This is a genomic window from Thermosipho sp. 1074 (genome assembly GCF_001999655.1).
GTDB lineage: Bacteria > Thermotogota > Thermotogae > Thermotogales > Fervidobacteriaceae > Thermosipho > Thermosipho affectus.
The window spans coordinates 227,859-242,310 of the sequence record NZ_LBEX01000003.1 but is presented as its reverse complement, the minus strand read 5'-3'; the positions used below and the strand labels follow the sequence as shown (position 1 = coordinate 242,310).

Below are 14,452 nucleotides of genomic sequence, written 5' to 3'. Positions count from 1 at the left end.
TTTCATGTTTGAATTCCATTTTATGGAATTAGGTTTTTTAACCGAAGGGGAAAATTTTTATAGTGCTTATTATTTCAACGTTTGAATTCCATTTTATGGAATTAGGTTTTTTAACCAGCTATTGTTTGAGAATTTTCTGGTTCTGGAATTATGTTTGAATTCCATTTTATGGAATTAGGTTTTTTAACTTAAAGGCACAATCTGGTTCCCTGTTGAATTTAGGTTTGAATTCCATTTTATGGAATTAGGTTTTTTAACTATTATGAAAACGCAAATTACAAATATCAAAAAAAGTTTGAATTCCATTTTATGGAATTAGGTTTTTTAACTACGAAGCAAGAATATCGCACAACGACAATCTTGAGTTTGAATTCCATTTTATGGAATTAGGTTTTTTAACACTATCAATACTAAAACAAAAAAAATAAATTGTCAAGGACCGTAAATGCGTGTGTTAACGTTTTTTACTTAAAAAATTTTTAAATAAGTTTGTTTCAATGTTAGATAGTTGTTTATTGGAGAGTGTCGTGGATATTATATATTTTTGAGAAAAATAAGATTCGCGGATAGATTTTAGTTATAATTTAGTTATAATATATAATTGTCATTATTGGTTAAAATATCTATTTTTACAGTACCTATAATTTCCATTTTGGATAAATTTATTGGGATAATTAAAATTGAATCTGTATTTTTGTCTATTATAGGATTCATCCTTAAAAGTATATTATAAAGTTCTTTTTTTGGAACTTGGCAAATAAATACACTGTATTGAAGCCTTTGTCCATATTCTTCTAATATTTTTGATATTTTATTTCTTTTCTTATCTTTCTTTATATCATAGCTGATTATATATGTCATCATGAAAATCACTTCTTTACAATGAAAGGAGTATATTCCAGTTCTCCGAGTATATGTTTTTGTAATAATCTAGCTTGTGATTCTATTATCCTTATGTATTCTATGGATCCTCCCATTTTATCATAATAATGTTTATCTAAGAGTCTTTTTAAAATAACATTGACAAATTTTTTTCTGGCCTTTTGCTTTAAATAAATTCCATTGTTTTCTTTGATAAAATCTTTTTCTTTTATCATAGATTTGTTTATTACTTTTATTACTGAAGTATCGATAATTAATGGTCGGAATTCTTCCATGAGATCTAATGCAAGTGATCCTCTTCCATATTGAGTAGTGTGAAGAAATCCAAAGTATGGATCAAGTCCAATTGAAAGTAATATTGAATGTACAAGGTTGTAAAGTATAGTGTATCCGAAACTTAATAAAGAATTAATAGGATCTTTTGGAGGTCGCCTTGTACGTGTATTAAAAGTAAAATTATTTAAAATATTTCCAAAATTCTCAAAGTAATTTCTTGACACTATTCCTTCTATGCCAATAATTTCATCTGATGTTGATGCTTTATTTATTTTATAAATATATGGTGTATAACTAATTTTTATATTTTTCTTTTTCAAAGTGATTTCCATATTTCTTATTTTTCCAATTATCATTTTTTTTGAGAGTTCTAATTTCAATTTTTCATCGCTAGATAATTCTACTTGTTTTTTTCGTAAGAAATTATTTTTTGAAAATGGTATATTTATGGTAGTTATGTTTTTGCAAATTGAATTATTAATAATTATTGGTATGGAGTATTTTGCCGCCAATTCGACTGCTTGTCTTGATATTGTAAAAATTCCAAAAATATTTATTGATGAAATTTTGTATGCTGGAATCACATTTTTTTCGTTGTTTAAGGTAAATAGAAAACTTTCTCCTTTTTTTCCTATGAATATTCCATGGCTAAATAAAAAAATAGGTTGTTTTTCAACGATACGAGGCATTATTTTTACTTTTTCATTATTGATTGGTTGACATATTTCAAATAAACTACAATCTTTGCATTTTTTCCTATATTTTGGGACAGGTCGAATTTTATCAGATTTTATTGCGTATATATTGTCAATTATATTTTTTAATTTATTGAGTCTATTATCCGTTAACTTAACTCTAAATTTTGTATTTGAACCTTTATAATTTAATTCTCCTATTATACTTTCTTTTTTTATTTCAAAAGTTTCAGAATAGGCTATCATATACGCAATTATTTGCATTATATCATTTTCATAAGGCTTTTTGGCAGAACCTTTTTTTATTTCTACAATCTTAATTTTATCAGGTGTTTTTATTACATTATCTATATATCCATAAATCCCATACTCTTCTGATGAAACAAATATTTTTGATGTTTTTTTCCAATTTTTGGTTGAGATGTTTTTACTTTCTTTTTCATTTATGTATTTTCCTTCTGATATATGGGCATTTTCCTTAAATATTCCCACAACTTCTTCGAGAAAATATCTATATTCACAGTATAAATATGCATTTATTGAATAAATAGGTATTTCTGGAAACATTTTAACACCCCATTTTCAGACAATGGGAAGTATTTCAAAATCCCATGGTTTTTCCGTGGAAAATAACGTTTTTGCTATTAGTGCTTGCTCTCCAAAAAGTGCTTTCTTTTTTTCTGAACCCATTATGATTCTTGAAGGATAAAACCCAAAGCTTTTTGCAATGGCTTCTGTTTTGTTGTTTAGAAGGAATACAGCTTTTAAAAATTTATTATTTTCTTCTAGTCCTATAAATTCTTCATTGATTGTCAGGTATGTTACAAAAAATTCTTTGTTGATTATTTTTGGAACTTCAAAGTGTATTTTTTCTTTCCTACTTATACCGTTGATATATATAGTATTTTTATCAATTCTCTCTATGTTGGCATTTTCAAGTATGAATATTAATGAATAATCAAATTTTTCTATACCAAATGTTTTTTGTTTGTCTACAACTTTTACATTTGTTATATCGTTAATTCTAAAATTTAGTATATAATTATCGAAGAATTGTTTGATTCCTTTAAAGTAATAATTGATTTTTTTAGTATTTATTAGCCTTTCGGCTATTTTTCTTTCGATGAAATTTTTTAGTATCTTTTTATTGAAATCAAATTCAATAAATTTATTTGCTTTGTCTTCGCTAATTTGTTTTAGAGTTTCATAGACATAAATTATAAAATATGGTAAATATTTATTTTTTAAAACTGTGTAATCAACTGGAATTTTATAAAGGTTTAAGAAGTTTTTCTTGTAGTCTTCGAAAAATTTATCATCTTTGACGAAAAGTTTTTCAAAATTATAAAGAAAGAATGCTATTTGTAGGACAAATGGTCCTCTGTAAAGTTGTTCAAAATCAAGGTTATGTGATGAAAAAATCTCTTTTATTTTTGATTCCAGTTCTTTTCGTGTAATAGTGTTTTTGTCTTGGAATATTTGTTCAAATTTGTATTTTACAGTCTTTGGTAAAAATGCAATAACTTTGGGAGTAAAATTTAGTGTTTTTCCCAAAGTTCTACCTGCTCTTCCCAAACGTTGCAAAAACTCATCTGGATTAAAAGCTTCGAATATTAAAAGTCTAACTTTTTCAAAATCATATCCTATATCTACCGTAGGTGTTGCAAGTATTACCTTTTTTTGTAAATTCCTTTTTCTTTCTTCTTTTGATTTTATCGGCCCTATAATTATCCCAGCATCAACTCCTAAGGTGTTAAGTTTATCCTTTAAAATCCATATTCTTCTTAGAGAGTTTGAAATAATTATAATTTTTCCATTTTCATTTGTATGGTTGTTTATTTCGTTTATTACCTCATCTACATTCTCTTCTAATGAACCAAACGAAAAATCTAAATTTATTTCTGAAAGTGACTTTTCTTTGGATTTGTTATGACCTTCATCGAGTTTTACTTCGTACCAATTTAGATTTAAGTGTTTTAATACTTTAATAATTGTATTAGATGGAGTTGCGGATAAGAAGAGAAATTTTTTTGTTTCGTTATTTTTGTTTTTAATCTGGTGATATGTAAAAAGTAATGTAATTGCAAGAAAACTACGAATGGGATCATAATAGTGAAATTCGTCAAATGCAAAGAAGTCTATTTCTGATAGTAAATCTGTAACCATAGTTCTTTTAATGTTGTAATTATTTCCATAAAATTGAAGTAATATGAGATAGACAATGTCTGGGTTTGATATTATTATAGTTTTTGATTTTTTTTCAAGGACTTTTCTTACAAATTGTTGATTTGATTCGAAAGTTTCTTTTGTTTCTTTTATTCTTGAAGATGTAAAGGTTACAACTTCATATTCAAGCTTTTCGGATTTGACAAATTGTTTTACTTTTTCTTCGTATTGATCTATTAAAACATTGATTGGTGCAATAATTAATACTTTTTTAGGGGTTAATTCTTTGATAGAATTAAGTAATGCTCTGGTTTTACCCGAGCCTGTAGGATACGTATTGAATACTATATCGTATTTTTTTAATTTTTCAGCAGTTTCAATTTGATGGAATGGAATGAATTTTACATATTTATCGTAGATGACAGGAATTTCAAGACTTTTAATTTTCATTGAAATTCCCTCCAAAAAAGTGCATGTTAAGCGGTATGTTATCGTTGTCTATGGAAATGAAATTTCCACTTAACTTAGCTTTTTCAATTATTTGTACAGGTTTTATGGGAATAATCTTGAAAGACAAAAGTTTCATATTTTTTGGAAGATCAAGGACGTTGAGTGGTTGTTTACAAAAGAAGGTTCCTTCTTTTAATTCTATGTTAGAAATTTCTTCATAATCCATGTGACACTTTGTGTTAAATTTTCCCAATCTTATATATTTTGGTAATTTTAGATTGCTTGAGTAATCTATCACATAGAATTTTGCTATACTTTCAGAGGAAATTAGTTTTAATTTCCCAATTTGAGGTATGTTTTTTGCTCTGTCATTATTTCGTTTTGGAGAATTGGAATAATTATTTTGAAGCATTTTTAAATAATACCCCTCGCCCGTTGAATTAAAATTTTCCATTTGCCATCTAAAGTTTACAAATTTTGCTGGTGTAATGTACACATTTAAATCTTTTAAGTCTTCTTTGTATGTGGGTACATTATGTCTTACATAATCATACAAAGATAATATGGTATATGCTAAAGAATAATTTGATATATAAGGTTCAGTAACATAGGTGTCGCCCAACTCTTTTGTAGCAAAAAAGAGCGGTTCAAGAGTCTCAAGAGTTGCTTTGTATATCTTCATAGAATCACCCCTTAAATTCTATCCCCGCACGACACACGGGGATAGAGTTTATTTGTCAAATATCGATTTGACATTTTTAAATAATGATATCAAGTTATCTTCTGGTTTTAGATAGATACTTTTAATTTCGTCTTTTAATACTTTTAAATCATTTTTTTCGACTATTTTATATTTACAAAATTCACCATCTAGTAATTCCTTAACTGATTCTAAAATTTTTTCATCTACTATATTTTCTTCTAATATATGTTCTTTAACTTCTAATTTATCCCAGACTTTTTTAGTTAATTCAAGAGAACCAAAAATTTCAGCATCAGAGATTATTATTGCTATTATTTCATTTTTTACCTTTCCCAATCTTGAATCAATAGCCCCGTATCTTTTGGTTCTTAGTATATTACCTAAAGCGTATAAAACTTCTGCGAATCTAAGGTCTTTTAATGTTTCAATGTCAATGAAATCGACTTCTGGTTTTATATATTCATTTTCTCCTAGAGATTGTCTCATTGTTAATTCTATTTTTTCCTTTTTTTCCTTTTTTTCCATCATTGTTCCTAGTTCGCTAAGTGCGTTAAATGTCCTGACATCACTTATCATCTCATATGGAAGTATAGAGTATGCGTTTTCTGTAATCACCCTACTTTTTAGTGCCCCTTCTGTTTCTTTTCCTTTTTCTCCAGCTGCAAAACCATAGACAGTGCAATCTAGACATCTTCCACACATACTTTGGTTAATCTCACAACTTTCATCTTTTAATTTATAATTCATTAAAAATTCTCTTCCAATTCTTCTTTCTGCAGCTATTCTTTTTCTTTTGCTCATTATTACTCTTTGAATTTCATTGTTATCATTTATTCCAGCTTTTACTGTTTCAATTGTTAATCCTTCATCTGTTCGAAATATTGTCTCAGAAAGTGTTCTTGTCCGGAGTATAATATGAATATACTTTCCCAAAGGTTTTAAAGGAAAAGATCCATCTTCTACGTACCCACCTTTTAATAATTCCTTTATTTTATCCATTGTTTTTCGCCTCCTTATTTTCAAAATATATTTTCCATACGTAACCGTAGATTAAATCCCTATATTTTTTCCAGTTTAAGAGGAGTTTTTTTCTTCCTTTATCTAGATTTTTATTTTCTAATTCTTTTACAAATTCAACAAAGTTGTCTATATAATTCATTATCTCTTCTTTTTTTATAGGTTTGTTGACTAAATTTTCTATTCTGGAAAACAATTGTGCTTTCAAGTCTTCTTCTGATTCAATTTGTGGTTCAAATTTTTTTAATACTTCTTTGCATACGTCAAAGTATTTTACTATTTGATGTTTTGAAGCGTTAAATATGTGTTCTTGTTGTTTTAAAATGAATTCGCTTATCTTTTTTGCATACTCCATTTTTTCACCCCCAAATAATGCCTCAAATATATTTAGTATTACCTTTTTATCTTTTTTGGTTTCAAATACTTTTGTTATATATGTTGAAAAGGCTGTTAATGGTTCAGATGTGGAAATTTTGTAAAAATAATTGTTTTTATTGGCAAAGAAGTTTTTGGGATTATTTCTAAATATTTCATAAAGTTTTAATATCCTTTCAGATGAAGTTTTTTTGAGTTTGAAAGATAGATCTTGAACTAATATTTCTTCACTAAATCGTATGTCTTCATCTAAAAGTTGTGGATACCCTGTAATAAGGATTTTGACGGGAAAGTTTTTTTGAATATAAAGTGCTTTGGCATATGCTATAAACACTGTTTCAGAGTATTTTTTTGAGTTTTTATATCTTATAGGATTAATTATTGGAATATTTATATTTGTATAATCAAATAGTCCATCTTCGATTGTTTCACTTTCTATACCCAACATCGAAAGGATATTTTCGTTGTCTTTACTTTTATTTTCTTTAGTACTATTTGACTTTATTGATATATATTCTTCTTTTATTTCGTTTATAAGTTCATCTGGAAAATAATTATACGGAATAAGGACATAATATACGTTTTTTTCATCAGCTGAATAACTTTTATTTTTGTTTGCTATAAATTGTAATTTACAAATTGAACAGATATTTCTTTTTGGATCCATTGTTTTGTTTGCTGGAAGAATATTACTAAAAAGTTGAGGTTTTATTCCTCTTGGAAGTTCAGCAGACATAGCTTCTGAAACTTCAAATTCACTTCCACAAATTGAACAAACTTTTTTAGGATTTTTTCCGTATTTGTTGATGGTGAATGTAGAGATATTATTTTTTTGTAAATTGGATAGATGCAAGCGTGTTTCAATGTATTTTTTTAGCTCGTCTACATAAGTATTTTTGATCTTTCTTTGTGTTTCGTGTTTTTTTATTAGGTTTATTAATTTTTCTTTTATAGTTTCGATTTCTTTGGTTGAATTAAAAATCAAATCGAATTCTTCATATATTTCCATAGTTTTCTTTGTTTTATTTCCAAAATATTTTTTTAAGTAGTCTTCAGTGATTTTTTTTAAAACTTTATTTTTATCTGAAGTTTTCAAATTGTTGATAACGAAAATAATGTGGGTTAACGCATCGTCTAAAGAAAAGTTAAATATCCCTTCTCTTAAATATACTTCATTACCTTTTTTTTGCAAAGTATAATCCATTGAAAATATTTTGTGGAAAACTTTTTTTGGTGTTTCGAGAACTATGTCTTCAAATAATAATTCTGGAATGTATTTTTCTTTGTTACATAAATAGACTACTCCATCGTTGAATCTTGCAATGGGAACTGCCAAAACAGTAGTTTTAAATTTATTTATAATCTCGTCGGTTATATAATTTGTTAACACCCCCCTGTAGTCATTAAAATAATGATAAACAAGATAGTTGTATTTAAATTCGGGGACGTAATAATTTAGTTCTTCTAAAAGATTTAAAAGCTTTTTGTAAATGTTGTGATCGTATTCAAGGTTAGCACTATCCAATAAATCAAATGTATCGGAAAACTGGATAATTTTTGCCATAACTTTTTCTTTTTGAGAAATATATAGTTTAGAACCAACAGGATTGTCAACTGAGTGTAAAGGTATTATGTTTTGAATGGTATCGATTTTGTCTTTCCAGAAATCCTCGTTTTCTGAAAAGTTCTCTTTTAATACTTTTATTATGTTTTCTCTAATAGCTGCTGTTCTCATAGAAGTATTGGTTATTTTATTCATATCGTGAATTACGGCTGCAATAAAAACAGTGTGACTATCTTCTAAATTAAAATATCCAATTTTTCGCAAAATTTCGGATATTTGATATGCAATAAGCCCAACATTAGCAAAATGTATAGAAAACGGGATACCTTTTTTTAAACCGCTTGTGTGTTTCTGAGGATAGTTTTGTAGAATTTTTATTAGGAATTTTCTTAAATTTACATTCATGCTATCACTCCTAATCTTTGGTTTACTTGTATTATAACAAATATCTTTTTTATAAGTCAAGTTCTACACCAATTGCTAACGACACTTTATTTGTCTGTATACATTAATTTTAAGAAACAAAGTGGTTACTATTTAGTATCAGAGGTTGTTGTTGTATTTTTTCTGCATTTTGTATATTTCTTCTTTTATTTTTTCTCTCATCCATTTTGGTTCTATTAATTCAGCATCCTTTCCCCAACTAAGTATCCAGTATAATATTTCTTTGTAACCGCTTACTTTAACAGTGTATAATATTTCACCGTTTTCTAATTCTTGTATAATTTGTGAAGGATGTCTTGCTGTATCTTTTATTAATTGTGCGACTTCTTTGCTAAATTTAATTTTTATAGTATATCTTCTAGTGGAATATTGTGTTTCCCAAATTGAATTTATTTTTTCTTCTAAATCTTTTGGAGGTTTAAATTTGTCGTTTAGATATATAACTTTTTTGATTCTTGATAATCTGAAAAGACCTTCAAAGTTTTTTTTCGATTCAAGTGCAAATAGATACCAATGATTTTTTGAAAATAAAAATAAATAGGGTGATAATTCGTATTCTTCTTCTCCTTTTTTTGGATGATTGTATCTTATTTTTATTTTTCTTTGTTCTAAAATGGCACGTTCTATGGAATTTACTATCCATAATTTTATGTTTTCGTGTCTTTGTTTTAGAAATCTATATAACGTAGATCTTTTTTTATTTAATTCTTTCATCTGTGGTTCTAAAGAATTAATAAATTTTATTTTAACTTCGTTTATTGTATCTGTGAATAAATCATATAAATATTTTTCTGAAAGATTCATCATCAAAAGTAGTATTTTTTTTTCTTCTAAGTTTAAATTTAAACCTTTGAGATGTAATTGATTGTTTTCTAATATTCTTACTGTGCCATCTATTTCTCTTTCTAAACTTATACCTAAGTTTTCTATTTCGTGTAAGTCTCTTTGGATAGTTCTGATGCTTACATTGAATTTTTCAGAGAGTTCTTTGGTTGTTACTTCTTTTTGGTTTAGAATGTATATTATTATTTTTAATATTCGAAGATATTTTTTACGCATTTATTCCCCACCTTTTCCAAATATATCGAATTTTTTGATTGGCTGTCGTTGCAGCATCAATTATAGTAACTCCCATTCCTTTTGCATGAGAATAACCAGTTCCAAGATAATGTAATATTAGGTAAGATTTAGGGGTATGTGTTTTTATTTTCATTTTTCCAACAAAACCAATCAGTTTAAAGGAGGAGTATTTCATTACGTGAGATTTTCCTTCAATATATGTAATTTTAGGATAGTCTATATCGTTTATTCCATATTTTTTTAGAAAATTTATAATGTGTAAAGGATCTGGGATGGGGATATTTATATTATTTGGTCCCCTAAAAGTTACAGGTGAAACAAAATTTATGGTAATTTCATTTTGAATATCTTTATTTTGGTATGTTTCCGTTATAACTTCATCGATGTAGATGGGATATTTATCGAGAAATAATTCTGTGCTATTTAATGTAAGGGCTTTTACAAATGAAAGTATCAAATCATCTTGTATAGAAGCAATACGAAAAAAGAAATACTTGTTTTTGGAAAATTTTGTAATAGATTTATCATAACCATATTCATAGACTGGTGAGAGTGAAAATGGTTTATTTTTTTGGGAATGTAATTTTTCTGTATTTATTTGGGTATTTTTTAGCATTTTGAAAAATAATCCGTGTAATTTTTCAGACGAGTTTTCTATAATAAAGTCATTTTTTACTTTGAAAAAGACGTATGTTTCTATCATATTTCTTCCTCCTATATTAAAGTATCTTTCATGAATAATATACCATAAAATTATTAGTTCCCCTGGAAGATCAATTATTTGTTTGAAGAAGTACTTGAAAAGTTTGGTGTTTAAACTTTCATTTATTTATAATATTTTTAGGGAAATGGCATTGATAAAACATGTGTATATTTAACTAATATTATGTAATTTTGTAATTCATATACCAAATAATGGAAATAATTATTTAAAATATCAAAATTGTGTCGCTGTACAACTTGAAATCTATTAAAAAAATCTTTGAAGCTATTGACTTAACGAACTTTTTAAGTTATCATATATGTGACCCCTACTCGGTTGAGGGTGATGCCCCTACTTGGTAGCGGGAATAAGTTGTGGAGGTGTAAGATATGAACAAAGAGGAGATCATTAAGGAATTTCAAATCCATGAAGGAGATACTGGTAGCGCAGAGGTTCAGGTAGCATTATTAACTGCAAGGATCAAACATTTAACTGAACATTTGAAGAAACATCCCAAAGATTATCATTCAAGAAGAGGACTTATGAAGTTAGTTGGAAGAAGAAGAAAGATATTAAAATATTTAAGAAATAAGAATCCGGAAGCATACAAAGAGGTAATTCACAAATTAGGTTTGAGAAAATAATAGTTAAAGATGGGGAGGTTTAAAACCTCCCCATACTTTTACTGGGAGGGGATTTAGTTGAATGTAAGTAATTTTGATTACTTTTTGCCTGAAGAATTAATAGCCCAATCACCTGTAGAACCTAGAGATTCATCAAGACTTATGGTTTTAAATAGAAGGACAAGAGAAATTGAGCATAAGATATTTAGAGATATTATTGAATATTTAAAAGAAGGGGATTTACTTGTAAGAAATGTTACAAAAGTAATTCCAGCAAGACTTTATGGAAAAAAGGCTACCGGTGCAAAAATAGAAATCTTGTTACTTGAAAAAATTTCAGAAGGTGTTTGGGAAGCACTGGTTAAACCGGGAAGTAAAGTAAAAAAAGGAACAAAAATATATTTTGATGATGATCGATATTGCATATGTAAAGATTGGGCACAAGAGGGTGCAAGGATATTAGAGTTCAATTTTTCAGATGATGATTTATTCAGATTAGGAATGGCACCTTTACCTCCATATATAAAAAATCAAATTCCATTTGAGAGATATCAGACAATATACTCAAGAGAAAAAGGTTCCGTAGCTGCACCAACTGCTGGACTTCATTTTACCGATGAACTTTTAGAAAAGATAAAAGAAAACGGAGTAGAGTTTGCGGATTTAGTTTTACATGTTGGGTTGGGAACTTTTAGACCTGTTAAAGTTGAGGATGTTAGAGAGCATAAGATGCATTCTGAAAGGTATTACGTACCAAAGGAAACCGTGAAAAAGATTAACGATACCAGAAAAAACGGCGGAAGAATTATTGCAGTTGGAACAACTAGTGTTAGGACCCTAGAAACTATTGCAAGGTTGGATAAAAAAGAAAGTTATCATGGTAAAACCGATATTTTCATATATCCGCCATTTGAATTTAAATTAACAGATGCTATAATTACAAATTTTCATTTACCAAAGTCTACTTTACTTATGCTTGTTTCCGCATTTGCAGGTAGAGAGTTCATTTTAGATGCGTATAATATTGCTGTAAAAATGAAATATAGATTTTTTTCGTTGGGTGATGCATGTTTTATTTACTAAAATGTTACCTTAGAGAAAGATTAGCAAAACGAATTGTAACTTTTGAAAAATAAAACATAATAATTTCGCAATATTGATATGATATAATCAAAATGTTAATAAATTTTTCTGGAGGTGCCAGAATTGAAAGTAAAATATGAACTTGATAAATTTATAGAATACATAGAAAAACAAAATATATCTGAAAGTACGAAAAGAAATTATATGACAATGGTCGAATCTTTTCTGGAATTTGTTGAGGGGAATGTAAATACAGATTCTGTAAAGAAGTGGTTAAAGAAAATAAAGGAAAGTTATAAACCGACGGCTTGGAGACAGTATTTTGTGCCATTGAGATCTTTTTTGCAAAGATTTTACCCGCTTGTTTATTCCGAAGTAGTTGAAGATTTGAAAGTGCCTTATAAGAAAGCAGAATATGAGATGATAAATTATTTGGATTTTTGGAAGTTGTATAAAGAAGCAGAGAAGATGGCAAAAAAAGGTAATGAAAAGTATGTTTTGCTAGTTGGGCTTGCAGGTTTACTAGGGTTAAAATCCGGTGAGATTGTAAAATTAAAGGGTACGGATATTAAAGGAAATGAGATTTATTTGGAAAATGGAAATTTTGTTGTTGAGATTGTCCCGCCTATTGATAAATGGTTAAAAAAGTATGAGGGAAAAGATGAATATTTGATTTCAACATCGGAAGGTTTACCTGTTAAACCCTCTTATCTTGCTTTAATGTTAAGAGGTCTTCAGAAAAAGGTAGATTTAAGATTGAAAAAACCTCTTTCTGTGGAAATACTTAGAAACGTTGCAGTTGCAAGGCAAGTAATAGCACAACCTTCCTTGCCATATGTTATGGATTTATTTAAATATAGTTCTACTAAAACAATTGAGGATATAGCACGCTACATATCAGAAAGTGGTGATCTAAGAACTATCCTTTCTATTGAGGTGGTGGATAACTTAAATCCTGTTTTGGAATTTTTTAATAAATTATCCATTCCCGTAAGAAAAGTTGGGAGTGCCTATATAGTTTCCAGAACAGCTTATATTAAAAGAGGAGAAAAATTTTCAAGATTAAATACATTGTTTTTAGTTAGAAATCTTGATAAGTGGCAAGAATTTATAGAAAACTTAGGTTATGAGGTAAAAAGGAGAAATAAGGAGAACTTTTTCATATTTTTGGTTGGAAAATTAAGGGTTGCATTTTTGGAATTAGACGAAATATAAACCTCTCTGTTGGCCAGAGAGGTTCTTTTATTGGTATATTTTTTTTACAAAAGGGCTTGTAAATGCACGTAGTGCTGCTCCATATGATAATTTGAATTTTAATATATCTCCAATTTTATAATTAACTTCAGATTCGGTGTAATCTATTATCGTGTGGTCACTTGAGGCGTGTAAAATTTCAAGGTTTTTGTTTAATGATTTTAATCCACTTGGATCTATATCTTGTTCTCCTATTGCAAGAATAATTCTTTTTCGCCATCCTTTGTCTTCGAATTCTGGGATTCTTCCCATTGAATCTCTTCCTATTTTTCCTACTGGTACAGATGGTTTGTAATCAACTTCAATTACTTCCGCTTCTAATATGACCGTGTTTTGAGATAAATATGGAATGTCTCTATGACCGGTTGCATCTGTTCCAAGTAGTATGCCTTCACCAATTCTAAATTGGTTGATTTTTTCGGGAAGTTCTCCATTTTCAATTAATTTTAGTGTCACGGTACTTCCACCGGAAATTTTTAAATTAGTGTTTAATTTATCATCTAAATATTTTTTAATTTCAACGAGTGTGTTTAAATTATCTTTTGTTGGAAGTACACCACCAAAACATCCTACATTTGTTCCAATGCCACTTAATTTTGCCATTTTAAGCTTTTTGGCTATATTTTCAATTGTTTTACATGCATTTTCAAACCATACACCTTCTCTTAAATCTCCCACATCTATCATGTATATCAATTCAATATTTTTATCATATTTTTGTGCTATTTCATCAATTTTTAATGCAGTTATTTTATCGGAAATTAATATTTCATCAACCAAAAGGACTGCTTTCTCAAGTTCTGAAAGCATGGGTATTCTAAGAAGTTGAAATGGACCTGAAATTTTGTTTTTGATCATTTTTTCAATATTATCAAGTCTTGATTCACCAATTTTTTGTATTCCCACATCTTTAAGTGTTTTAGCAATTTTTGGATCACCCAATACCAATTTCGTAACAGCGACAAGTTCTATATCGTGTTTGTTTAACATGTCTAATACTTTTTTTGCATTTTCTTTTATTTTTTCTAAGCTAATAACCAATCTGGGAAATTTCACAGCTTTCCCCCCTTGTATTTGCTATATTTATTTTAATCTAAAACTTAAATTTTGTAAATAAAAAAAAGTCCACGACTTTGT

At 28.0% G+C, this 14,452-nt stretch carries 12 protein-coding genes and 1 CRISPR repeat array; of the genes, 3 read left to right on the top strand and 9 right to left on the bottom strand.

The window, feature by feature from the left end:
- Positions 1-6: 6 nt before the first annotated feature.
- A CRISPR array of direct repeats spans positions 7-469; the repeat unit is 36 nt; unit sequence GTTTGAATTCCATTTTATGGAATTAGGTTTTTTAAC.
- Positions 470-588: 119 nt separating this feature from the next.
- The 8 genes from cas2 to XO08_RS01475 all read right to left on the bottom strand — a co-directional run bounded on the left by cas2 (position 589) and on the right by XO08_RS01475 (position 10,355).
- Positions 589-864, bottom strand: a complete 276-nt coding sequence (gene cas2, locus XO08_RS01510) for a CRISPR-associated endonuclease Cas2 (RefSeq protein WP_075665311.1) — start codon at positions 862-864, stop codon at positions 589-591.
- A gap of 5 nt (positions 865-869) precedes the next feature.
- Entirely contained in the window at positions 870-2,420 is a 1,551-nt protein-coding gene (locus tag XO08_RS01505) for a CRISPR-associated endonuclease Cas4/Cas1 (protein WP_075665310.1), read from the bottom strand.
- Positions 2,421-2,435: 15 nt separating this feature from the next.
- Positions 2,436-4,469 (bottom strand): type I-D CRISPR-associated helicase Cas3', encoded by a 2,034-nt coding sequence (gene cas3, locus XO08_RS01500; RefSeq protein WP_075665309.1) that lies wholly within the window; start codon positions 4,467-4,469, stop codon positions 2,436-2,438.
- Positions 4,459-5,151, bottom strand: a complete 693-nt coding sequence (gene cas5d / locus XO08_RS01495; RefSeq protein WP_075665308.1) for a type I-D CRISPR-associated protein Cas5/Csc1 — start codon at positions 5,149-5,151, stop codon at positions 4,459-4,461. Before cas5d ends, cas3 begins: the two co-directional genes overlap by 11 nt.
- Before the next feature lie 48 nt (positions 5,152-5,199).
- Entirely contained in the window at positions 5,200-6,171 is a 972-nt protein-coding gene (cas7d, locus tag XO08_RS01490) for a type I-D CRISPR-associated protein Cas7/Csc2 (RefSeq protein WP_075665307.1), read from the bottom strand.
- Positions 6,164-8,533, bottom strand: a complete 2,370-nt coding sequence (locus XO08_RS01485; RefSeq protein ID WP_075665306.1) for a hypothetical protein — start codon at positions 8,531-8,533, stop codon at positions 6,164-6,166. The genes cas7d and XO08_RS01485 overlap by 8 nt, the downstream gene beginning before the upstream one ends.
- Positions 8,534-8,671: 138 nt before the next feature.
- Positions 8,672-9,631 (bottom strand): YafY family protein, encoded by a 960-nt coding sequence (locus XO08_RS01480; RefSeq protein WP_075665305.1) that lies wholly within the window; start codon positions 9,629-9,631, stop codon positions 8,672-8,674.
- Positions 9,624-10,355, bottom strand: a complete 732-nt coding sequence (locus XO08_RS01475) for a CRISPR-associated endoribonuclease Cas6 (RefSeq protein WP_075665304.1) — start codon at positions 10,353-10,355, stop codon at positions 9,624-9,626. The genes XO08_RS01480 and XO08_RS01475 overlap by 8 nt, the downstream gene beginning before the upstream one ends.
- Before the next feature lie 389 nt (positions 10,356-10,744).
- Between XO08_RS01475 and rpsO the strand changes: the two genes are divergently transcribed.
- From rpsO to XO08_RS01460, 3 genes are all read left to right on the top strand, one after another.
- On the top strand, positions 10,745-10,999 hold the full coding sequence (gene rpsO / locus XO08_RS01470) for a 30S ribosomal protein S15 (protein ID WP_075665303.1): 255 nt from the start codon (positions 10,745-10,747) through the stop codon (positions 10,997-10,999).
- 57 nt (positions 11,000-11,056) lie between these two features.
- The gene (gene queA, locus XO08_RS01465; protein WP_075665302.1) at positions 11,057-12,061 is read left to right on the top strand and encodes a tRNA preQ1(34) S-adenosylmethionine ribosyltransferase-isomerase QueA; all 1,005 of its coding nucleotides are present in this window, start codon (positions 11,057-11,059) and stop codon (positions 12,059-12,061) included.
- Positions 12,062-12,184: 123 nt separating this feature from the next.
- Positions 12,185-13,276, top strand: a complete 1,092-nt coding sequence (locus tag XO08_RS01460) for a site-specific integrase (protein ID WP_075665301.1) — start codon at positions 12,185-12,187, stop codon at positions 13,274-13,276.
- Positions 13,277-13,303: 27 nt separating this feature from the next.
- On the opposite strand, the gene XO08_RS01455 is transcribed toward XO08_RS01460, so the two are convergent.
- Entirely contained in the window at positions 13,304-14,371 is a 1,068-nt protein-coding gene (locus tag XO08_RS01455; protein WP_075665300.1) for an alanine/ornithine racemase family PLP-dependent enzyme, read from the bottom strand.
- Positions 14,372-14,452 lie beyond the last annotated feature (81 nt).